This window comes from Vibrio splendidus, from assembly GCF_024347615.1.
Classification (GTDB): Bacteria; Pseudomonadota; Gammaproteobacteria; order Enterobacterales; family Vibrionaceae; genus Vibrio; species Vibrio splendidus.
The window spans coordinates 1,369,858-1,392,111 of record NZ_AP025509.1 but is presented as its reverse complement, the minus strand read 5'-3'; the positions used below and the strand labels follow the sequence as shown (position 1 = coordinate 1,392,111).

The 22,254-nt window shown below is 43.7% G+C and carries 21 protein-coding genes and 1 pseudogene; 10 read left to right on the top strand and 12 right to left on the bottom strand.

The genetic code is table 11. From position 1 onward, the window contains the following. Positions 1 to 46 precede the first annotated feature (46 nt). A complete protein-coding gene (locus tag OCU90_RS23350; protein ID WP_061020935.1) occupies positions 47 to 946 on the bottom strand; it encodes a homocysteine S-methyltransferase family protein in 900 nt (299 codons plus the stop codon). A 367-nt stretch (positions 947 to 1,313) separates the two neighbouring features. On the opposite strand from OCU90_RS23350, the gene OCU90_RS23345 reads away from it, so the two are divergent. The 3 genes from OCU90_RS23345 (at position 1,314) to OCU90_RS23335 (ending at position 3,121) form a co-directional block, all read left to right on the top strand. Then, entirely contained in the window at positions 1,314 to 1,844 is a 531-nt protein-coding gene (locus OCU90_RS23345) for a hypothetical protein (RefSeq protein WP_061020933.1), read from the top strand. Between the two features lie 155 nt (positions 1,845 to 1,999). Beyond that, positions 2,000 to 2,347, top strand: coding sequence for a DUF3024 domain-containing protein (locus tag OCU90_RS23340; RefSeq protein WP_061020931.1), 348 nt, complete (start codon positions 2,000 to 2,002; stop codon positions 2,345 to 2,347). Positions 2,348 to 2,419: 72 nt separating this feature from the next. Beyond that, positions 2,420 to 3,121: a lipoate--protein ligase family protein gene (locus OCU90_RS23335; protein WP_061020929.1), complete on the top strand. Its 702-nt coding sequence runs from the start codon at positions 2,420 to 2,422 to the stop codon at positions 3,119 to 3,121. A gap of 57 nt (positions 3,122 to 3,178) precedes the next feature. On the opposite strand, the gene OCU90_RS23330 is transcribed toward OCU90_RS23335, so the two are convergent. Then, complete coding sequence (locus OCU90_RS23330) at positions 3,179 to 3,580, bottom strand: SAM-dependent methyltransferase (protein ID WP_061020927.1); 402 nt, start codon at positions 3,578 to 3,580, stop codon at positions 3,179 to 3,181. Positions 3,581 to 3,628: 48 nt separating this feature from the next. After that, positions 3,629 to 4,516, bottom strand: coding sequence for a DMT family transporter (locus OCU90_RS23325; protein ID WP_061020925.1), 888 nt, complete (start codon positions 4,514 to 4,516; stop codon positions 3,629 to 3,631). Between the two features lie 119 nt (positions 4,517 to 4,635). On the opposite strand from OCU90_RS23325, the gene OCU90_RS23320 reads away from it, so the two are divergent. Continuing rightward, positions 4,636 to 5,220 (top strand): TetR/AcrR family transcriptional regulator, encoded by a 585-nt coding sequence (locus OCU90_RS23320; protein ID WP_059017722.1) that lies wholly within the window; start codon positions 4,636 to 4,638, stop codon positions 5,218 to 5,220. Positions 5,221 to 5,351: 131 nt separating this feature from the next. On the opposite strand, the gene OCU90_RS23315 is transcribed toward OCU90_RS23320, so the two are convergent. The 4 genes from OCU90_RS23315 to OCU90_RS23300 all read right to left on the bottom strand — a co-directional run bounded on the left by OCU90_RS23315 (position 5,352) and on the right by OCU90_RS23300 (position 10,392). Further along, on the bottom strand, positions 5,352 to 6,227 hold the full coding sequence (locus OCU90_RS23315; RefSeq protein WP_061020923.1) for a radical SAM protein: 876 nt from the start codon (positions 6,225 to 6,227) through the stop codon (positions 5,352 to 5,354). A 206-nt stretch (positions 6,228 to 6,433) separates the two neighbouring features. Then, complete coding sequence (locus OCU90_RS23310) at positions 6,434 to 7,255, bottom strand: SDR family NAD(P)-dependent oxidoreductase (RefSeq protein WP_061020921.1); 822 nt, start codon at positions 7,253 to 7,255, stop codon at positions 6,434 to 6,436. A 267-nt stretch (positions 7,256 to 7,522) separates the two neighbouring features. Then, the gene (locus OCU90_RS23305; RefSeq protein WP_081090036.1) at positions 7,523 to 9,040 is read right to left on the bottom strand and encodes an ISNCY family transposase; all 1,518 of its coding nucleotides are present in this window, start codon (positions 9,038 to 9,040) and stop codon (positions 7,523 to 7,525) included. A 461-nt stretch (positions 9,041 to 9,501) separates the two neighbouring features. Continuing rightward, on the bottom strand, positions 9,502 to 10,392 hold the full coding sequence (locus tag OCU90_RS23300) for a LysR family transcriptional regulator (protein WP_061025889.1): 891 nt from the start codon (positions 10,390 to 10,392) through the stop codon (positions 9,502 to 9,504). Positions 10,393 to 10,512: 120 nt separating this feature from the next. Between OCU90_RS23300 and OCU90_RS23295 the strand changes: the two genes are divergently transcribed. Continuing rightward, positions 10,513 to 11,829, top strand: coding sequence for a serine hydrolase domain-containing protein (locus tag OCU90_RS23295; RefSeq protein WP_061025917.1), 1,317 nt, complete (start codon positions 10,513 to 10,515; stop codon positions 11,827 to 11,829). A 356-nt stretch (positions 11,830 to 12,185) separates the two neighbouring features. On the opposite strand, the pseudogene OCU90_RS26210 reads toward OCU90_RS23295, so the two are convergent. Beyond that, positions 12,186 to 12,482 (bottom strand): annotated as a pseudogene (locus tag OCU90_RS26210) (IS4 family transposase); the annotation flags it as partial. Between the two features lie 52 nt (positions 12,483 to 12,534). Here OCU90_RS26210 and OCU90_RS23285 point away from each other — a divergent pair. Next, positions 12,535 to 13,527 (top strand): alpha/beta hydrolase, encoded by a 993-nt coding sequence (locus OCU90_RS23285; RefSeq protein WP_061025890.1) that lies wholly within the window; start codon positions 12,535 to 12,537, stop codon positions 13,525 to 13,527. Positions 13,528 to 13,921: 394 nt separating this feature from the next. Here OCU90_RS23285 and OCU90_RS23280 read toward each other — a convergent pair whose 3' ends face one another. Continuing rightward, on the bottom strand, positions 13,922 to 14,236 hold the full coding sequence (locus OCU90_RS23280; protein ID WP_061025893.1) for a hypothetical protein: 315 nt from the start codon (positions 14,234 to 14,236) through the stop codon (positions 13,922 to 13,924). A gap of 306 nt (positions 14,237 to 14,542) precedes the next feature. After that, complete coding sequence (locus OCU90_RS23275; RefSeq protein ID WP_061025894.1) at positions 14,543 to 16,615, bottom strand: alkyl/aryl-sulfatase; 2,073 nt, start codon at positions 16,613 to 16,615, stop codon at positions 14,543 to 14,545. Positions 16,616 to 16,803: 188 nt separating this feature from the next. Here OCU90_RS23275 and OCU90_RS23270 point away from each other — a divergent pair, with 188 nt between their 5' ends. Continuing rightward, positions 16,804 to 17,706 (top strand): LysR family transcriptional regulator, encoded by a 903-nt coding sequence (locus OCU90_RS23270; RefSeq protein ID WP_004732294.1) that lies wholly within the window; start codon positions 16,804 to 16,806, stop codon positions 17,704 to 17,706. A 90-nt stretch (positions 17,707 to 17,796) separates the two neighbouring features. Here OCU90_RS23270 and OCU90_RS23265 read toward each other — a convergent pair whose 3' ends face one another. After that, positions 17,797 to 18,639: a DMT family transporter gene (locus tag OCU90_RS23265; protein ID WP_061025895.1), complete on the bottom strand. Its 843-nt coding sequence runs from the start codon at positions 18,637 to 18,639 to the stop codon at positions 17,797 to 17,799. A gap of 255 nt (positions 18,640 to 18,894) precedes the next feature. Here OCU90_RS23265 and OCU90_RS23260 point away from each other — a divergent pair, with 255 nt between their 5' ends. After that, the gene (locus OCU90_RS23260; RefSeq protein ID WP_017078507.1) at positions 18,895 to 19,284 is read left to right on the top strand and encodes a VOC family protein; all 390 of its coding nucleotides are present in this window, start codon (positions 18,895 to 18,897) and stop codon (positions 19,282 to 19,284) included. 51 nt (positions 19,285 to 19,335) lie between these two features. Next, positions 19,336 to 19,860 (top strand): hypothetical protein, encoded by a 525-nt coding sequence (locus OCU90_RS23255; RefSeq protein WP_061025896.1) that lies wholly within the window; start codon positions 19,336 to 19,338, stop codon positions 19,858 to 19,860. 54 nt (positions 19,861 to 19,914) lie between these two features. Here the strand turns inward: OCU90_RS23255 and OCU90_RS23250 are convergent, their stop codons facing one another. Continuing rightward, complete coding sequence (locus OCU90_RS23250) at positions 19,915 to 20,232, bottom strand: hypothetical protein (RefSeq protein WP_240513423.1); 318 nt, start codon at positions 20,230 to 20,232, stop codon at positions 19,915 to 19,917. 877 nt (positions 20,233 to 21,109) lie between these two features. Between OCU90_RS23250 and OCU90_RS23245 the strand changes: the two genes are divergently transcribed. After that, entirely contained in the window at positions 21,110 to 22,237 is a 1,128-nt protein-coding gene (locus OCU90_RS23245) for a hypothetical protein (RefSeq protein WP_017082599.1), read from the top strand. Positions 22,238 to 22,254: the final 17 nt, after the last annotated feature.

Sequence of the window (22,254 nt, the reverse complement as noted above, 5' to 3'; positions counted from 1 at the left end):
TTCTCAACCTGTTCTCTATTTATTTTATTCTAGTTGAAGCTCAGGATTAGCTCTGTATTGAGTGTTTCCAATCGGCTAGAGCTTGAATGTGTTTTGGCCCGATGCCACAACAGCCACCGACGATATTCGCGCCCAGTGCGTGCCAACGTTTAGCGTAAGTTAAGTAACCTTGACCATCCAGCTCACGCATCTCCTGAAACATATCATTCGCTTCATGTTCGTTGCTGATAGGCGCAAAATTGTTGGCGTAGACACCAATTTCTAAATCACGGCCTAGCTCATCGATCACTTTCTTAGCATCGATAATGGCTTGATCCATCACTTCAGGCACTGAGCAGTTAAACATAATGCCTGTTGCGTTTGATTGGCAGGCAAGTTTGATCGCGTCTGTTACGCTCTCGCCTGAACGAATATTGGCAGAATCGCCCTTGGTGTCTTCCAAACTGAATGCGTAGTAACACGGCTTATCGGACTGCTTAAGAACCGCATGAATGGATTCAAATTCTTGCAGGCTACAAATCGTTTCCGCTATCCAAAGGTCGATGTTTGGATCTTGTGCATCGTAAAGCGTTTGGATGATTGGCGCGGCTTCTTCTACCTTAAACAAGTCTGGTCGGTAGCTGCCAAATGGCGGTGGAATCGCGCCCGCCACTTTCACTGTGTGGGTAGCATTGTCTGCAACTGCTTTAGCCAGCTCACCAGACAGTGCGGCTAGTTCAAAACCGCGTTGCTCGAATAGCTCTTTACCCAAGTGAAAGGGAACACACGCATAGCTGTTTGTTATCAGGATTTCAGCACCTGCATCGACAAAGTTTTTATGCGCTTGGCTGACAAAATCGGGTGCTTCAATCAGCGCTTGAGCACTCCAAAGCGGTTGAGAAAATGGCGCGCCAATTTCTTTGAGTTCTCGGCCCATGCCGCCATCAAGTATGGTTAGTGTTTTCATATTCAATACTATCTAAACAATTGCTGAAGTTCTGCCGCCACCATATCAGACAACCTTGTCAGACAGAAGCCATCAAGACTCTGTGTTGCCTAGAATGAAACATGGCTTAAACAACGGCGAGTTTTAACTATGGTTTGGCATGAATAGAACGATCAACCACTTTTAGAGAGTTAATAAATAGATAACTCAATGGGAAGTTCAGATTGATAACGAGCCTTTCGTAGGAGGTAATGTGTGTGTGAACAATTTCACATTTAAAGTTTAGAGTTTTCTATATTACTCAGTTGGTTATAGGCAATCTTTTTGATATGTTTAGCGAAAGAATTCGTGCTCGCACGATGTTCAAATATCGTAAATATGGTGATTCATGAAATCAGTAAATGTGAGCTCGATCCTTTTGCAAGAAAGTGATTTGGGTAAAGTTATCCATACTCAAATTCAAATAGAACACTTGATCAATGACTATCTAGCTAGTGCTCTGGAGTATCCTGAACATTTAAAACCAATCGGTTTAGATTACTCAGGGAAAGTACAGTTAGCACTCGCTATTGGGTTATCTAGTGAACTAAAGAAGCCTCTTGGAGTTCTAGGTAAAATAAGGAATGATTTTGCTCATAATTTGGATACCAAGATTGATACAAGCTACATGAATAACTTTTATGATTCTTTTCCAGCAGAGAGGAAGGAAGAGTTTATGAAAGTTGCTCGAGAGACAAATCAGTCATGGATTGTAGAGAGTGTTCCATGGAAAAAAGTCAAACCCGAACAAAAATTTCAACTCTTATGTATCACGCTTTATTACTGGTGCAAATTTCATGTTGAAAGCCTACAGCAAGAGCAAAAAATGAACAAGTTAGGGCGATTGGCTCTTAAACAGCTTGATGCTTCATCGAAATAATATTTAAAACAAAAACATCCAGATGACGCGTTACACTCGCGGTCTTGGTATGGAGATCGGTACGTTAGTCGTTATGTACTATTTCAAAATAAATCTATACGTACGACTACTTTTACGTCGTAAACTGAAGTTGATTAATAGCTTAGGTAACTGATATGGCATTCTCTGAAATCGAACAAAAACGATATGAAAAAGCAGTTGAGATCTATCTGGACTCTCGTCGACCACCTGTAGAAATTAGGGACCAGTTAGATTTAGGATATCGAGTGAATGGGCAAGCAATAGAAATATTCGAAGTTCGCCCGAAATGGAACGACCCAAGTGAAAAAATGGAAAGTCCTATAGCCAAAGTGAAGTACTACAAATCACGTAATGAGTGGGCAATCTATTGGATGAAATCTGATTTAAAATGGCACATTTACGAACCGACAGCAGAGGTGAAGAGCCTTGAGGCGTTTTTTGAGGTTCTAAATGCGGATGTGTACGGAAGTTTTTGGGGATAACTAGCCCTATCGTCCATCAACCATTTCAGAAAGTGAAATGGTAGGTCACCACAATCTGTAGAGGAAAGTGCATTGAAGTTAACGAATAAACTCGTACGTTACCCGCACATTGATGTTGATCGTGCGTTTGAAAAAGAAGCTGAATTATTGCAGCAGATACAGGCGGGTGAGATTGGGCAAGCCTTAATGCTGTGGCAAGCAAAAACGCCAACACTCGTTTTGCCCGCAGGTAAAAAGTGGCCAGTGACGGTGGAATCTAAAAAGCAACTTGCGGCACAAGGCTGGCAACTTACCTCGCGTAAAACAGGTGGCGCTCCCGTTCCTCAATTGCCGGGGATCATTAACTTATCGCACATTTACCATTGGCCTCGCGATGAAGCCTACAATATCCAAAAAGCGTATCGACATCTGTGCAATGTATTAACCCTGTTTTTCAAAGAATTGGGCATCGATGCGGATGTACACGCCACCCCCGGTTCTTATTGTGATGGTGACTACAACCTCAATATCAATAAACAAAAAATAGTGGGTACTGCGCAACGTGTATTGCTTAAACAAGGGGGCGGCCAAATTGTACTTTCGCAAGCTTGTATCTTGTTAGATGCCGACTTAGAGAACATCGTTGCGCCAGTGAATTTTTATAATCAAGTTTGCGGGAATCCAACCGTGGTGGATGCGCAGGTTCATACACTGTTGTCCGCACATTTGACGAGCCTTCCCAACGTAGACTCACTCTTTCAGCAGTTAAGCCAAGCTTTCATCAAGTATGCGTAATGCCTTCCTTTCGCTAACGCACAGCTCGCTTTTGGTTTAGGAAGGCCAACTTCTCGCTTATCCCTTCTCTTTATAGATCGCCGGCTTGATGTCCAACAGTGGTGTGTTGTTTAAGCAATCTAAGCCGCTTACGGTTACGGTGCCATTCTCGATTTTTTCAATCGGTAACACAGCTGCACCGATTGGGTTTGGTCTGTGCGGTGAACGCAGTGCAAAGGTGCCTTTGGTCGGCGTCTCTTCATCCCAGCTTTGTATCAACTCGTCTCGTTTTGCGCCTTCTAACCAATACAAGATCAAGATGTGGTCGCCACGGTTTAGTCCTAGCAAACCTTGCTGATAAACGTCATCTAACTTGATTTCACAGAGAGGGCCGTTGTCCGGTTGGATGTTATTCGGACACTCCGAAACCGAGTGATAAGGCGTGGCAATTCGGCCAATAAATTGCAGTTCTGCAGACATCTTCAACTCCTATTTAGTTCTTTATTAATCTCTTTATTAATCGATTTATTAGTCATCGTTTTTCATGGTCACTAAGGTGTAGATGAAGATCGTAATCAAGATCACCACACCGCCGACAATACTGGTCATTGGTGGGATCTCAGTGAAGAAGATAAACCCCCAAACTGGCGCTAACACGGTTTCTAACATCAGAGTCATTGATACTTCTGGCGCGGTAATGTGGCGCGTTGCGACCATAGATAACACTCGGCCAACAGGTGCCGTAAACAAGCCCATCATGCCCATGATTAACCACGTTTCAACGCTGTAGCTTGATGGCGTTGCGAAGAAAAACATCACAACCGCTAGCAACAAACCACCTAGGCCCACACTCGCCAATCGGCTGACGTCTTGATATTTACGCAGCAAGGTAAACATCATAGATAAACAGATCACTGCGAATACCGCTAAAGCATCACCCATCCAGTTCCCTGAAGAAAACGAACCTGAAACGACAATCGTAATACCAATCATCACCGCAACAATGGCAACCAAAGTCGATCGACTAGTGGCTTCTTTCAAGATCAGCCTGCTGAAAATAGCGGCAACAGCAGGGGCGGCACTCAGGATCACAAAGGTATTGGCAATCGAGGTCATCTTGATGCTGAACACCAAGCCTGAGGCACTGCCGAGCATAAGAATACCCGCTGCCAACAATGGCCAACCGCTCTGTACGACTGCTTTTCGGATTCCACGTTTGTCGTTGAACTTAAGCAAAATCGGCATCGAGATTGCGCTGAATAAGCCGAACAGAAAGGCAGTATCGAATCCGCTGACACCGGCATAACGAATGAAGATCGGATCAATACTCATTAATACGGCACCTGCGATCGCGAGGGTAAAGCCGAGGGTTCGTGTGTTTCTTGCTTCAGTTTTAGGGAGGTTCATTGTCGTCATTTCTCTATCCAATTATCTACTATCAATAAATCATACTGGTGAGTGTGATTTTAAAAATTGGTTGAGTCAACACAAATCATACTTTAAAGTATGATCTCTGTTTTGGGGTGGATGAAGTAATGAGCAAGATTGAGCAGAACAAAGAGAAGAAACGACTCGCGATTTTAAAAGCGGCGAAGGAGATATTCCTCGCGGAAGGCTACGTGCAAACCAGCATGGACCGAGTCGCTAGTGAAGCGAAAATGACGAAGCAAACGCTTTATCGTTACTTCTCTTCTAAAGATGTGTTGTTTGAAGCGACGTTAAGACAAATGGGTAGCCAGACAGACGATAAGTTGGTGGTGCATTTGCAACACACCGATACTCGACAAGCGCTATTGGGCTTCGCAAAAGACTTCGTTTTGTTTCACCTTTCGAGCGAGCATATTGCGACCTTTAAGCTGTTGATCGCAGAAGGCAGCAAGTCTCCAGAATTGGTCAGCCGTTTTATGGACGTTGGCCCAGATGATACCGATCGTGTGCTTGCTCAGTTTTTCAATGAACGATTCGATATTGAAGAACCACAAACCAAAATTAAGCTTTGGCTTGGTATGGTGATGAGTGTCAGAGAGGGTGTGTTGATGGGAATGCCTGCACCCACAGAACAAGAGATTGCAGCTCACGTGGAAGCGAGTACTGACTTGTTGTTAGCGGCTTTGGCTTAGGTAGGGCTGTGAATCTGAAAAAGTAAGGTATACGTTAGGCGCTGCTGGACTTTGATTATTCCATAATTTGGAGCTGCAACGCCTGTCGTTTGGTCTGTTTACGTTTACTGTTTACGAATTAAATCGAGCTATTACCAAGCGAAGGTTTTAATGACGTTTTGCTTAGTGATTGGGTTGTGAGCGATGTCTTGATTGATCTTATCAAGAAACGGCTTGCGAGCCTGAGGCAACATGCCACGCATTGGTGAGATGTTATTGCCGTGGTCGCCCCAGTAGTAGCAATCGAAATCTTCTAGGTTTTCGAGTAAGTATTTTTCTTCTTCCAGAATCTGCAATGGCGTTGGTAAAACAAACTCGCCACGGTTTACTTTTTTTTCCAACCCCGATCCCGGTTGAACGGCTAAAGCCATTGGTGCAATCGCATCCGGCTGCATGATGTTCAGCAAGCTGGTGGTATTAATCGCATGCTCTATAGAACGCTCTTTGCCGCCAAGGCCAAAGATGAAAGAAGCCAGCACCTTGATATCTGCTTCACGGGCTAAGTTCATACTTTCAATTGCATGCTCACGCGTCATGCGCTTTTGAATGCGTTCAAGCACAATTGGGTCACCGGACTCCAAGCCTGAATAGGCCATGCTTAAACCTGCCGACTTAATCTCTTTTAATTCAGACAAGCTCTTGCGACGGAAGTCGTTGAAGCCTGAATACAAAGAGATATTCTTGATTTCAGGGAAGGTGATCTTGATGTAATCCAGAATCGAAATCAGCATTTCGGTTCTAATCGCCATCACATTACCATCGACCAAAAAGATAGATTCAACATGCGGGTAAATCTTTCTCGCCGCGTCAATATCTTCAAAGATGTCTTTGATATCTCTTACTTTGAAACGCTTATCATCAAACATCGTGCAGAAGGTACATTGGTTATTACTGCACCCCAATGTTGTCTGGATGAGTACGCTCTCTGCTTCCATCCAAGGACGATAAACTTCACCTTCAAAACGCATAAATGCTCCTCGGCCGTAGCCTGTGTTGTTTCGATGAGGGCAAGTTTAGCAATCTGCATCTTGGGTGATAATTGGGCAAAGCGGGGAATCAGTATTAAAGAAATTTTAATAATCGAAAGAGCGCGCAGTTCTTTGTCTGTATGGATAGAACTGCGGCTCGGATTGTGTGTGGGGAGTGTTAGTGGTCGTTTTTTACTAATGAATGCTCAGTGCGCAACGCACAGCTTTTCTTCGAGCAATTGATCAAGCACGGTCACCAGCTTGTGGTTCTTAGTGTTGTCTAATGCGTCGGCGTGCGGGTCCTTGAACAACCCAGAATCATTATCAAAATATTGACCAGAAGCGTTGGCAAACTCATCACTGAGCGCAGCACGACAAAGAATATCGGCACCAATCGCTAGGTCGTTACCATCAACGCCATAAGCATCTTTCACCAGTTTACTACCAAGGAAAGAGGCTGGGTTTACAGGGATAATTGCGGTGCCTTTGTCTAAAAGAGTATAGGCTAATTCGATGGACCACATCGTTAGTGCGAGCTTACTTTGCGCGTAAACCGGACCATCAAGTTCACCCGCATTGGGGCTAATTAATGCCTCTAAATCTACGGATGCTTGGGCTGCTGAAGATAGGTTGACGATACGACTAGTCGCATCAAAAAGAGGAAGCAGCTTTTTTGTCAGTAGATACGGCGCAATGGTGTTTACGACAAAACGCACATCAAGATTGTCTGGAGTGGTGATGTCCGACACTTTATACACACCTGCGTTGTTAATGAGTATATCGAGTCGTTTGTGATCGCTTTTTATTTGGGTTGCGAGCGCCTCAACTTCAGAGAGCGTCGATAGGTCTGCGATGTAGCTTTCGATGATTGCATTCTTAGACAGGCGAGACAGAGCGGTCACGACTTTATTGACCTTAGCTGCGTTGCGGCCATGAATCAGAACATGGTGCCCTTGCTGCGTCAGTGCTTTTGCGGTCTCTAAACCGATGCCATCCGTGGCCCCTGTGATCAGAATTATTTTTTGCATGTTCCTTCCTTAAAACAGAATCCTAGCCACTTTTATAACAAAGTTTAACTACGCAAAGTTTCTAGTGGTTCACAGGATCAACGCAAGAAGTGCCCTCATTATTGATAAATTTGAAATAAACAGGCTGTCTTGTTGGTTTGTTATCAGCCATTTTTCAATTCAGAGTTTAATTAGGTCGATGTGATTACCGAGGGAGGTTGACGGTCTAAATACCGAAGGATTCTGTCGCTGCTCTATTCATAGTAGTCCACTATTGCAGATTAGTTTCTATTCGATAATTGATTCCTCGGCACGTGCCTCCCGTAACTCTCTTGTATTCAGCTTTTCTTCAAGCCAGATGTTCCTTACTGTTGAGTGACTAATCGAGATGTTAAAACGCTTTCTCATCTCACCACTTATCCTAATAGAGGTTAGGTGAGGCGATTTGAGTGTTAATGAGATGACGATATTTCGAGTCTTTTCATCGATGCGATTATTGTTGTGTGATTGACCATACAGACGTTTCAAAGCAAGTGGGCCATGGGCTTCAAGCAATTGACGGTTGTTGTGAATGCTTTTGACAGAACAACCGCTTTGTCGGGCCGCTTCTCTAACATTCCCTAACTCATTGGCAAGCTCTATAGCCTCGATCTTTTTCTGAACCTCTTCTCCGTATTCTTTCCTAGAGCTAGGCTCAGTAAGCTCTTTAATCGATAACTCTCGGTCAGCAAAGTAAGCCGTAAAACCACCATCAAGTTGCTTACGTAATTCGACTTGTTGACTCACGATAGAGTGCCGTAATGGGGAGGTGATTTGATACATTGCGTTGGCGTAACTGAAGGTATGATCTCGACGGATTTTTCGATATTCTTTTTGAATACATATCGCGTCAATGTTGAGGTACTTCGGAACGGGTGTATGCTCAGAGCGCATTAATTTGGCGTTGACTGTGAGGGTCGTTGCCCAATACTCAGGGATGAAGGTATTTTGTAGGTAGTTATTTGCACTGATCATATCAGTAACCCCAGCCAGCCTTAACTCAGGGACTAGACGATCTTGGAACGTATCAAAGGCACGTTCGATGCGACCCTTGCCTTGAGGCGAATTGGCAAAAATAATTTCTATACCCAGCTCTTCACAGGCTCGTTGCATCTGGGAGAAGTGGCAACGTTTTGGTCCACCGAAGATGCCAGCTCTATCGACATACAGAGTCTTAAAAAGACCTTTTTTCTTGATATAAGTTTTCATTACTTTGAGGCATCCTTCGGTGGTTTCTGAAGGAAAAAACTCCGCATGAACCTCACTGGTTGCATCATCAATCATGGCGATAAGACAGGATTTTTTATCACCGAACCAAAGGTGCGGACTGCCGTCCATTTGCAGCATTAAGCCTTCGGCTTCCATACGCTCACGTCGTCTTCTTACCTTAGAACGTCGATGTTTGGCTCGTTTTACATGATGGATTTCATGTGCCCAGGTACGAAGCGTCTCCCGTTTTACTTTGATACCTTCAAATACCTCTAACATATCGGCGAGATGAAGCATGTTAAAGTCGTAATACTTGGTCTTTATAAGAGCTTGAACTTGTTGCTTTAAGGTAATGGGGATTTTATTAGCGGGTGCCCTTCCTGTGTTGCCATGAACCACAAATCGGATACCATCAGAGCGATATCGCCTGAGATAACGTTCGATGGTTCTGCGAGACTTCTTGAGGAGCTTAGAGGCATTAGTAATTGAGATTTTACCGAGAGCAACTTTTGCGATGATATCCACGGTAAGCTGAGATTGAGTATCCATAACGATCATCCTATACACCCCTGACTAATTCGTAGCACTAGTCAAAGGATTACGTAAAAATAGAGACCGTCAATTTCCCTCGGTAATTAAGCGAATGACAAAGTCGCTTGGTAGTTACGATACGACAGAATCGCTTGGTGATCACAGAGTTTAATTAGGTCGACCTAACTCATTTATGCCCCTTTTCTTGTTAGAGCTATTGCTCACTCACATCCTGTTCATAGCGATTTTCCATATCTAATTTATCTGTCACTTGGCATAGCGAATGGCCATAAGCGAATATATAACGGCTTATTATTTTGGTTAGAAAACAGATGTTTTTGTTTGGCGCCACTTTGGCTAGACCATTCATACCATCAAGAGCAGGGGACCACGACTACTCGCTGGTTGGCAAACGCGTGACGAAAGGTGAGACCAAGGTGCCGCAATCACCCAATACATGTAGCGTGGCTTTGTTTACCAGCGTTGAATCAACTTAACACTTTAAGTGCTACTTTTTTAATGATGGATGTGATAACGCGTTGGGTTCGGTTTTGTTCGTGAGTAAAGGCATGAAATAGAACCAGAGAGTTGGGAAAGTTATGGAGGATTTCTTCTAAATCTAACTCTATGATTTGTCCTGCATTGACATAGACTTGGGCATTAGCTTTGTTAAAAACCGCCCATCCTCGAAACTCTAACAGCTGAACGAGTACTTCTTTACTGGTTACGAAGTGTTGCTGGTTGGAAAGGCTGCCAAAAGGAGAGCTGCCGCGGGATGCGACGTCACAAATCAGTTGGGTGTTACCAGATAGGTCTCCGATGGTTACCGTTGGCAATTTGGCCAGTGGTGAATTTATTCCCGCATAAATACCAAGATTTAATTGCCCTAAGTTTGTGTATCCGACCCCATCGCTTGGATAGATCTTTCCTAAAGATGGCATAAACGCAAAGTGAGCAGTACCTTTTTCCAAGGCTTTCATGCTGCCTTCTCGACCTTGTTGTATCCAATGCACAGTCAAGTGGGGAAATGTTTCAAAGAGACATTGATCTATGGTTGCTATCAGCTTTGTTGGTATCAGGGCATCGTGGTAGAAAACAACCTCCATTAAGTCGTGTTCTTTTACTGATAAGGCAATTAATTCAAACTCTTCTGCTTGCCTGACGATATTGGTTGCTCGACGATATAGGTGCAGCGCAAGTATGGTGGGTTCTGCCTTTTTTCCTTTGATATTAAATAGGTTCTCACCTAATTGTTCTTCAAGTCCAAGGATCCTATCTCTTACGGAAGTGCGGCTCTTATTGAGATATTTTGCGGCTAAACTGTAGCTACCAGTTTCATAAACGGCCTGAAAATTCTGTATCTGTTCTAAAGTAAACATGGAGTAACACCTATTGTGCGTGTTTTACGTACATTTTGGGTGTATTGGTTGTCTTAATCAAATGTCATGATTGGAGTTGTGATTAAAACAACTGTGTATCATTACATTAAAGGTTTTGAAATGAAGAAAAAACTATTGCTCAGTACGCTTGTTGCTCTTGGATTTAGTTCTGTTGCTGTTGCGAAGTCAATGGTTGCCATGGATACGGTACCTGCATCAGCGCAAGCTCAGGTAACACAAATGAACTACACGCTTCAGCCCTACAATAAATGGGGGTTTCGCAATACGGGTATATTGCCAAGCCTTATGGTGCCTAGAGACGGCCAAATAGTTCAGTTTCCAATGGCGAGTAACTCAGCTATTGCCGATATCGATTTTAAGGTGGATGGCACTGACTATACGGTTCGTAGTGCATTGATTGGCGATGATACTGATGGTGTTGTAGTGATCAAAAATGGCACCATAGTATATGAAGAATATTTTGGTGATTTTGGTCCACGCGATCATCACCTTTGGGCATCGAGTACTAAGTCACTGGTTGGTCAGGCCATGGGAATTCTGGTTGAACAGGGCAAAGTAGATCCTGCGGTAAAAGTAGAAAATTATGTATCCGAATTAAAAGGGAGCTATTTTGGCTCACGCACTGTACGCGATATTCTAAATATGGTCTCAGCTCTCGATTACTCTGAAGACTACGTAAATATGACGGCGGGGGCGGTGCACACAGAATATTTTCGTCGTATCGGCCTAACGCCAGCGTTTGATTTGATGGGCACTGATCCCACCAAAAGCGATGTACCACGCGGTGTGATGGCTTTCATGCCGATGTTTGGCCAAGCTGAGGGCTTAGAGCCGAGCCATAAATTTGAGTACCATTCTCCTAATGTAGATGTAGCTGGATGGATCATCGCTCGCGTATCTGGTAAACCGTTGCAAACCTTTATATCAGACGAGATCTGGAGCAAGCTTGGCACGGAGCATGACGCGTTTATGTTTACCGATCCAGAGTATACGCCAGTAGCGACAGGCGGTATGAACACCACCTTGCGTGATTTTGCTCGCGTTGGTGTCGCGATGGCAAATAACGGTCAATATAATGGTAAGCAGGTATTTAGTGAAAAATGGGTAAAAGACACCTTTGCCCTGACTGAAGAGGAGCGCAAGCACACTCAACGTAGTGCTTACAAAGACTCAGATGGTAATATTTATGATACTCAGTTAGAGGGGTATAAAAACTACCTTTGGGTGCATGATAGCGAGAAAGGCGTTGGCACTTTCCGCGGTGTGTTTGGGCAGGTGATGTATATCGATCAATCTCAGGATCTGGTTGTAGCTACTTTCTCTTCGGCTGCGAGTGCATCAAACGCTGCTCGCGCTGAAAACAAACCCCGCATGTTTGCTTTTGATGCGATTACAGACTATTACCAAAATAAATAACCAGCGTTAACTGGCAGTTTATTTCATAGCCACTGATAAGGAGCGCTAACGCTCCTTATCTGGTAACGATACCTCACGCTTGGTGTACAACCTAACAATGCATCGTGAAGAGAATATGTCTGTTGGAATGTTGGTTGCGAGTAACCAAGGTTCCATTGCTGACTTTTTATGGACGGCCTGAGCAAGAAAATGCTCTCGGCCTTGTGGTCGGTATTTACGCTTTGTTAAACAGAAGCTTAATATGTTGCCACTGTTTTTTGACTAATACGTTAACGTCACCCCTGACGCGTCCTAGATAACACCAACCCATATCATTAACTTGTCTAAATCAGGAATTATGAAAGCCAGCATCCGTTACGAATATCGGCCCAATCAACCAGGACAATAGGTTGCGGATTGACTGAGCATATTTGATGAAATTGCCACCGGTAAATATCGAGTCGGTCACGGTGTAAATGGCCGTTACTCAATAAACGGTCAACGCGCTTAATACAGTGTTTGGTTTTAGCTTTAGAAGGCAGCGAGCGCCCGAGCAAAGTAAGAGTGAGAGTATCATTGTTGAGCAAAGCTTTAACTGAGTCCATCAGTGAGTTGAGTCGCTTTTTGTGAATGTTAGGGCATTGATTTTCCAGCGACTCATGTAGTATTCGAATATCACACGACGAGAAACAAACTTAATTCAGACTAAACAGAGAAGGTGGCCATATGACCAAACCAAAAACACCCGGGGTCCTAGTTGCAAGCATGCTTTTAACAGCCGTTTCTTTTAGCTCAAGCGTATATGCAGGTCATGGCTTTAAGATGAGTGAAAAAGTTGTATATGGTCAAGGCCAAGTGACGGTTGACGAAAAGGTAATATCCAGAGACTTGTGGATGAACGTATTTGAACCAGCTAGCAAGTCTGAAGCAGCAAAAACGGCAATTGTCATGACATTTGGTGGTGCGTTTCATCGGGGCGCACCAGACCATAGCTATAACATTGATGGTGCGCAAGACACTTCAATGAATGACTATTGTCAGAAGTTCGTAAAGCAAGACTATGTTTGTTTTGCTATCGATTATCGCGTCGCTACCGAAAAACCGCTGCCCACAGGCAGAGGCTACAAGAGTGAGGATCTCGACCTTGGCAGCATTAATGCCACGGCGCAGCAAATTAATATTATCCGACCACACTTAGGTTTATCGCCAATTGATTTCGATAACCCGGAAGAAAAGGTGTTAATAGATAATGCCGTGTTATCTGCGGCCGAAGACCTACGTGATGCAGTTGACCATATTAAGGACAACGCTAAGCACTATGGGGTTAATCCCGATAAAATTATATTGGGAGGACAATCTGCTGGGGCAATTAGTAGTTTAAACGTAGCCCATGGCATGAATATTTCCGTAGCGGGTACCTTTCTCCTTTCGGGTGGGCCCTCTGGATTTGATATTGCTAAACAAATTTCGAAAACAAATAAGCCAAGTCCAATTTTACTCTTCCAGGGTCAATATGACTTGCCAGCGCTATTTGAAATAAACCCAACCTTGCTCAAGCACTACGATAAAGAAGGTGTGAAATATACGTTTTCCTGGGTACCTGGCTTCGGTCATTTTTATCCTGCAGAAGCGATTAGCTTATCTGGTGACGGTATTCGAATGTCTATAGAGCAAAGAATTATGAATTTCGTTAAAGAGATTGATGATAGCGAAAAATAACTGATGGATTGGGTGTAGTGGCACGGATAATTTGGCCGCTTTGTTAGAGGTGGCCGGTGCTTTTAATACTTAAATTAATTCGTTTTTCACCGAATTAAGTCAATGCTCTAACTTGGTTATGTCCAAAATCTTGATATGTTGAATTTGTATTCCGCCACGATATTAAGCTCTAGCTCGTCCGGGTGTTTACTATCAGCTAGTTATTACGCAGCAGAGACACCGAGAATTCGGGTGAACTCATATCCCTCCTCAACTACGATTTAGGTATCACTCAAACGGTCGATTTCTTGGTGCCTAAACCTATGCGAGCACCCCAAGCCGTTGCCGCTGGAGTTACTAGACTGCCGCTGTAACTAGTATTGTTAATGATAGCTTCGCCATTGGCGATAGGCTTTTATATTGATGTTAAAAATTCGAGCGCGCGCTGCTCATTAGCCCTGCATTCGCTAGTGACCATCGTGCCGTGTTTTAGCTTGATTAAAGTTTCAGCACTTACCCTTTTAAATATCTGTTCATGGTCATACTGGCTTTCAACCAATGTGGAAAGGTCAGCGTAAGAGGCTGGCGTGCTTTCTATTTGCTCGAACAATACGCATGCCTGCATTACTCCCATCATCTCTGATATGTCATCCTGATCGTTGCTAAACCAGCCTGCTGAGGCTGTGAATGATGTTGTTGTGATTAATGCTGTTAGTGCCAGTTTTTTCATTGTTCAGTCTTCCATTGTATTAATCGGCTTTTGCCATATTTAAGCGGTTATGTCCGCTTTGTGGTAAGTACCTAGTGTACGTACTATAAAAAGTATGGGAACGGAGGTTTTACCATTTTGTGCCATGTTGTAATTAATGCTGTTGGAAGAGTGGTTGGTCACTTTGAACGAAATAAGCCTCAACCAATCGAATCGGTTGAGGCTTTATCGTTAATAGCCATCTTGCCTTTTTAGGCTTTGTTTGACGCTGTTATAGTTTTTATCGCTTTATCGCTTTATCGCTTTATCGCTTTATCGCTTGAGCGTTTAATGCGCGTGTACCGCTGAATCTTGGTATAGCTCGGCATCAACTTCTTCGCCTTTGTTTGGACGCGGTACAATCTCAAAAGAGGTGTCAGCTTCTGTTAGTGAAGACAGCAGTTTGTTAAGCGATGTCTTATCACCTTTCACGCCTGCTTGTCCGTCTTCTAACAGTTTTCCAAGGCTTGTTTTCTTAAGCACGATATCAGACACGTCAGACTTATTGATGATCAGTGTCGTATCCGCATCTTGCAGCTCTGATACTTGGATGTTGTTCAGGTTGCCGTTAGACATCTCAACGTAGTAGAACTCTTTCACATCAGGCAGCTGAATATTCAGCGTAAATGGTGTTCCTTGCGCCTTTAGCGAATCCACTTTAACTGCTAAGTAATCCAACAAGTTCTCGATAGTCATGTTAGCCAATACATCCGGAGATGCAGTTTTTGGTGCGCCCGGTTGTGTGCCAATACGAAGCTCTTGAGCGCCGGTTAGATAGATGTTTCTCCAACCTGCACCTTCTGATTGATAACCCAATTGCTCGTAAGTATCTGCCAATAAGCCACGTGCAACTTTGTTCTCTGGCTCAGCTTGAATCACCTTATTCAGTGCTGTTGCAACGAAGCGGTATTCACCTTCTTGGAAATCTTGCTGCGCTTTTTCAATCACAGCGTCGCTGCCGCCCATGTACTCAACAAACTTCACCGATTCTGGCTCGATTGGTAATGGATTAAGGTTAGCCGGGTTCATGTCGAAGTAACCAAGGTACATGTTGTACACAGCGCGAGCGTTGTGAGAGTAGGTACCGTGGTAACCATTGGTGTGCCAAGACTGTTGAATGCTGTCTGGCATTACCTTGTAAATCTCGTCACCGATGTCTTGTAGAACCACACCGTTATTGGCTAAACGAAGCGTTTGGTTATGAGTAAAACCGTAAGCATCACGCTGCATTTTTAGGTAATCAGAAATCTCTTGTTCACCCCAGATTGGGGCTGAGTGAGACGCAAACAGTACCTCTGTTTCTTCGCCCCAAGTGACTAACATTTCGTTGATCTTCTTAGACCATTTCAAGCCGTCACGTACTTTAGCGCCACGCAGCGTGTACAGGTTGTGCATGCCTTGGTAGGTCAGTTCGCCAGTCCAAAGTGCTTTCATGCTGGGAATATACGTCACCATTTCTGATGCCGCTTCGGTACCTGAAGCATCCATGAATTGCATTTCTAGGCCGTCGATAACCAGAGTTTCAATCTCTTCGTTATGGTTCAGCTCGTAGTCCGGCAGGACGTAAGTAATGCTACCGGTTGATAGACCTTTCGACAGTGCCGCATCCACAATACCGTGTTCGTGTCGGTTCAGGGTTGCGCCATATTGATAGGCGGTACGACGAGACATTGCGTTACCCGCCAGTACGTTTTCGTCGACGATTTCTTTGGTGATGTTTTTCGAACCGTACACTTTTACATCTGGATACGCGTCTTTGATTGCTCTTGCGCCACCAAAGTGATCAGCGTGCGAGTGAGAGTAAATCATTGCAACGACGGGCAGTTCACCGCCATCAGGCACATTGTTCTTGAAGAATTCGAGTGATTTGGCGGCTGATTCTTTGGTCAGAAGAACGTCGTAGGCGATCCAACCGTTGTCACTACGAATGAAAGAGATAGACGCTAAATCTGCACCTCGAACTTGGTAAACTTTACCCGGAACAACTTCATATAAACCTTCCGCCGCTTGGTTCAATACCGCTTGGCGCCACAGTGAAGGGTTTACTGAATCTGGTGCTTGGTCTGCATTCGTCACACTTGGATCGATGAAGTTAAAGCTATTACGAATGATGTCGCCCGTCTCTTGATCAAAGCTAGCAACAAGACCTTTATTGTTATTGTCGAAAGCGCGAGTGTCGGCAAAGTTCAGTGTTTTTGCGAACTCTTGGTTTGCTTTAGTGGTCATCTCGGTTGCGCTTTTGCCACCTTGGTCGCCAATTTCGCTGAAGTGTGCGTGATCATGGTTAGCTGCAATCGCAGGGAATGCCAGCGAGATAGCTAGGAACAGTGATGCATTTTTGAACGTGCGAGAAGTTGTCATAAGAGCCTCTTCATTTCAGAATTTTGTTTCGTTGAGGCGATTATAGGAATAAGACATATAGCAAAAAATAAAGTAAGCTTTATTTAATACATCACGATTGGCTATGTATTGAGTCATGCAATGGTTGGGGAACGAAGACGAATCCTGACCTATGATTGATTAAGACCACATTGACAGGGAGAGTAACGGTGAGCGACGTGGAAAAGTTGGATTTAAATCTATTGAGCGTGTTCTTAGAAGTGTATCGATTAAAGTCGATCACGCTTGCATCAGAATCGCTTGGTATGACTCAGCCCGGGGTGAGTGGAGCCTTGAAGCGACTCCAATCTCAGCTTGATACTGATCTGTTTATTCGTGAAGGGCGAGGGATCATTCCAACCAATGCTGCGGTGCAACTAGCAAGCCGAGTGGAACCTGCACTCGAAGGAATCACCAGCGCTGTCAGTACCTTGAAGCAATTCGATAATCAGCAGCATCATGTATTCCGACTTCTGGTTAATGAGATAGGTTTAACCAAGCTTCAGCCGCTTGTCGAGCAAGATGAAACGCTGGGAAATATCTCAATCGAATTCAATATGGTGCCGAATAACGAAGAAGAACTCCTGCAGAGTTTGAGCATGCAGCAAGCGGATCTCGCCATCGATATTCACTACCCGCAGGTCAATGGTTATATGAACCAGCAAGTGCTTGAGGATAAGTTGGTATTGATTGCTCGTAAAGGGCACCCAAGAATTGATGGCGTCGTGACCGAAGAGCAGTATTACGATGAAAAGCACATCACTTTTAGAATGCGTCGTTCTCGTCTTTATACGGCCGATTATTTCGCTAAGAAGGCCATCAAACAAAGAAAAGTGAGCTCAGAATGTGACTCATTGATGATGATGTGTGTATTAGTCTCTGGCTCTGATTGTGTCGGCAGTACTTCTCGTAGTTTTGCTAATCAATTTGCCGAGCGATTCCAGCTTCAAGTTCTTGATCAGCCGTTTGAGGTGTTGCCTGTGCAGCAATACATGATTTGGCATAAGAGAACGGAACCGAACCCTGCTCATCAGTGGTTGAGAAACAAGATTCAGCAATACATGGCCGATTAATGGTTTCTATTAGTTAACCGTCAGCGGGCTAGCTCTCCAACGTCATTCCAACATGCATTGCTGAGATTCTAAGTGCTCATTGGCATCTGATTAGCGAGCTACTCTTGCCGCTCGTTTCTGTTTTGCGCTCTCTATCATCCTAGAAGGTGTCATACCTGTCACTAACATGGTGCCGGTAATCACAAGAACCGAACCGAAAATGGTGTTAAGGCCAATCGCTTCGTCTAAGAACAGGTTGCCCCACAAGATGCCAAAAACAGGAATCAAGAAGGTGACAGACAGAGCCGAAGGCGCCCCCAATTCTGAAACGAGATTGAAGTAAAGCAGGTAAGCGAGGCCAGTACAAACGGCACCCAGCAAGAGAACTGATGTGGTGATGGTGAGATCTGGAGCCTCTCTCATCGGCATAAAGAAGACAAACGGCAACACGATTAATACCGCAGCCCACATGCTGCCATGAGCGTTATTGAATGCCTCAACTTTGGGTGCTTGTTTGGTATAGTTTGACGCTATTCCGTAGCTAAAGGCCGCCATCACCGCTGCAAAAATAGGAAGTATGGCTTCACGGCCAATGTTCATCGCGTCCCAGCCAACTAACACGCCAACTCCCGTTACGCCAATCCCAAGCCCTAATAGAACACGCGCCTCGAGTGTTGTTTTTGTCCATATCGCACCAATGATCGCCGCCCATATTGGCGCGGTAGAGTTCAAGATAGCGAGTGTCGAGGCGTTCAGTGTCTGCGCTGCATAAGCGAAAAACAAAAAGGGAAGTGCGGTATTAAACAAGCCAAGAATGAAAAAGTGTTTCGCATGGGCATTAAAAGAAAGCTTCCTTTTCAGATAAAAAGAAACCAAAAATAGAGTGACGGCAGCGCAGAGAACTCGCGCTTCGATCAGCACCGCAGGGCCCAGCGGATTAGCGGCAATTCTCATGAACAGAAACGAACCGCCCCATATCGCAGCGAGAGTTATTAGTTTTATAAAGTTCACGGCTTATATCTCAGAATGTGTAAAACACCGACTATGTAGGAAAGATAACTATTACACAAACATAGATACCAATACTGTGCAGTTATGGACATAAGATCGCGTCCATTAAATAGGAACGGTTTTGATTGATTTCGTTCTGTTTATTGTTCCTTATTTGATGAGTAATCTAGCGTTAGACATCAAACTTAGGTGAACAAAATGAAGATTGAACACATCGCTATTTGGACAAAACAACTCGACGTGTTGAAGCAGTTTTATGAAAACTATTTCGGCGCAACATCCAACGTAAAATATCACAACCCAACCAAAGGGTTTTCTTCATACTTCCTCTCTTTCGAAACAGGGAGCCGTTTAGAGATCATGGAAATGGACTCGGTGCCTGAATCGAAAGATGACATCTATGATCAATTTACGGGCTTCATTCATATGGCGATTTCATTAGGCTCGGAACAAGCGGTTGATGAACTTACAAGTCGCTTGGTCGAAGACGGCTATGAGCGCTTAGATGGCCCAAGAAGAACAGGCGATGGCTATTATGAGAGCTGTGTACTCGATCCGGATGGTAATCGCTTAGAACTTACCGTTTAATGGAGGGAGCTTGAATAGCTTTTAACTCACTAACGGAACTGAGGTATTACAATGATGAAGCGTGCTTTGACTTTCCTTTTTAGTCTTGGGCTGATGGGATGTGCTACCTCGGAACCGGTATATGAACCAGAGGCTGACTCGAAGCCTGAACCATCCCAACCCGTTGGATACCTTGGCTTCAAAGCGCATCAAGAGTGGGCCATTCAATTTAACGATTGCACGGTCTACGATTTAATCGGCGCACAACCTTACCAGTGGTTTGATCGCACTTTAGCCTCTGTGAGCTGTTATACATTTAAGCCCAACGATGCCATCGAGCCATTATCAGTCTATGCTGACGCAGATTTTGCCAGCAATAAGCTAACGCCGATCGACCGCTTTCAAGAGCTGCAGGTGTCAGAGTCAGGCTGGGGCAATTTTCCTGCCGTCTATAAGACCAACGGCACCAATTGGCTGAAAGTCAAAGAGGGTTGGATTCACCTCACACTAGCCGACCAGACGCTGGTTCAGTTCTACCCAGGAACTCAAGACCAATCTGGCAAATCACAACACGACCAGTATTTTGAGCAGCATTGATGTTGGGGTGCCATTCGTCCCTATCGAATTGGTCGGGGCAAATGGAACCGTGAATTATTGACCTTTCTTGAGCTTGATTACAAAAGGCATAATGGCACTGAAAACAATCACCGCTATGGTGTTTGGCAACTCTGCATACAACAGTAACCAAGAATCGTGAGTAGATTCTCTGTGAGAACTCAACATTCGAAACCATGTTCCCATGTTCGCTTCTCCCCATTTGTAAGCGGTGACACCAAACCATTGGCCGATAGAAGAAATAACACCGACCAACACTAACAGCACCAACTCATACCACGTCGGCCATTGCCACTCGATAAGCGGCGGAATCAGCGCAACACCCCCCACGAATATGGCTTGATGAGCTAGCACTACGACCTTCTATTCCACATTCGCCATTTTCCTTACGCAGATAGCGGCAATCGTTGCGCCTAACGTGCCACTAAGCCGAGTTCCAACGTAGAACAGAGATTCGCTTTCTAGAGTGTTAAGTCTACCCTGGTAGAGGGGCAAACAGGTTTTTCAAAATATTGAGAGAGAGCATTAATAAGAACTCATTAACTTTTCATTAATTATATTAATAGAAATTAGATAAAGGCATATAAATTATCATCTTGTCGGTTAATAATTGAACACAGTGGTAATTTTATGGTGGTTTTTATATTTTGACGTAATTAACGAATGCGATAGATATCTTAGGATATCAGCTGAAGAATGAATATTACCATTTTATTGGTAAGGGTAATTATCTCGAATAGTTCTTCTTAATATAAAAACAATGTAAAAGCGCTGATAGTATTAACAGTAAGGTGGTATAACGATGCGAGTCACAACAAATAAATGGGCTGATTTTTATAAAAAGTAATTCTCTCTCGATTCTGAGTGTGGCTATTGCATGAATGAATTTGAAATAATGTTACAAATTTAATCTTAAGTTGTTGTTTTTTATTGGTATAGTTTTTCATTGGGTTTTGTGAATTGGCTAGGGCTAAGAAGACTTTGAAATTTTACATTGATGAATTGATTAATTAAATTAGTGCTGTCTGTTTAATCAATTAAATGACGTGTAAGCAATGGTTATTAGAATGGATAATGGCACTTGTAATCGTTGATAGTGTGGATTTAAAAATAGGGTAAAGACCCAAGGGTTAATTTAACTATCAACAAAGTTGTTATATCCAGAGATATCATTGTCTTTTCTTTAATTTCTTACCTAATAATATGTAGAGTTAATACTATGAAGTTGTCGATGAATAAATCATTGTTACTAGCAATGTCAGCGTGTTTTTTTTCTAGTGCAAGTTTTGCAGGAATTAATAGTGATTATCATGTGGTGGCCGATGACTTAACGGCTGATCATAATGAAAGCAACGGTGTACCCATGCCTTTTTATGGCAATGGAAGAATGCAGTCCAAACTTAGTGTGTCAGTTTCCTTCGCTGATAGTTACGGCAGACCAGTGACAGTACCTAAGAGTGACTTAGAAGGTGCGATATCTTTTTACCTTAAGAATAGTGAACAAGAGTTAGGCAAAAATAAAGACTGTACCTACGGAAGAGATTGCTGGGGGTATACATTGAACCCAAATGACTATTCTCACCAAATGGGGAACAGTTATGGATACTCTAAGGGTCTACCAACCTCTCGGGTTGCAGCATCTGATACCAAATTAACCGCTTGGGTTTATAGCAACGAGGTAGCTCAGCATCGTGAAGTTTGTATGAAAGTTAAATTCAATACTGGTAGCCAATATGACAATAACTACTACGACAGCTGCGCTTATCCAAATGAATCAAGTGCCTTCTATCAAAGCGTACAGCCTAAGTCCTATAGTGCCGCCGACTTTTCAGAGATTGGAGAAGGTGAACAGGTATGGGAAGAAACTAACACTGACGATTTCTATTTCGAAAAAGCTGAGATGTATAACTTCTATGTGACGCCCAAAGATACTTCAGTGAAACTGGTCGAGGTTGCTATGGATAACTTCGACGAGTCGGACAGCGATAAGGTGTTCCTAAACGATGAGTGGTTAGGTTGTTATTCAGATTGCACTAATGGCTTTCGTTCAGTGAAAGGTTATGTGTTCGCTCCAGGTTCAGAGCGTAATGTATCTGATGAATATGTTTGGAATAGCGCCGCTGGCGAAGGTCGCACGGCGGTATGGCGAGTTAACCAGCAACTAAGATCAGTGACTCTGAGCCAATTGCTTTATTCAAATAGCGGGACATCGAACAATGATTCTCAAAAAGAGTATCGATTTACTGTATTTGACCAATACGGAAATAAAGGACCACTAAAGCTTATTTATCCTCAAAGTGAATTTACTGGTGGCGGCCAGAAATGGGATTACACCCATTGGAATCTCGTTAGCCAATAACATCCAGATAAATCAGA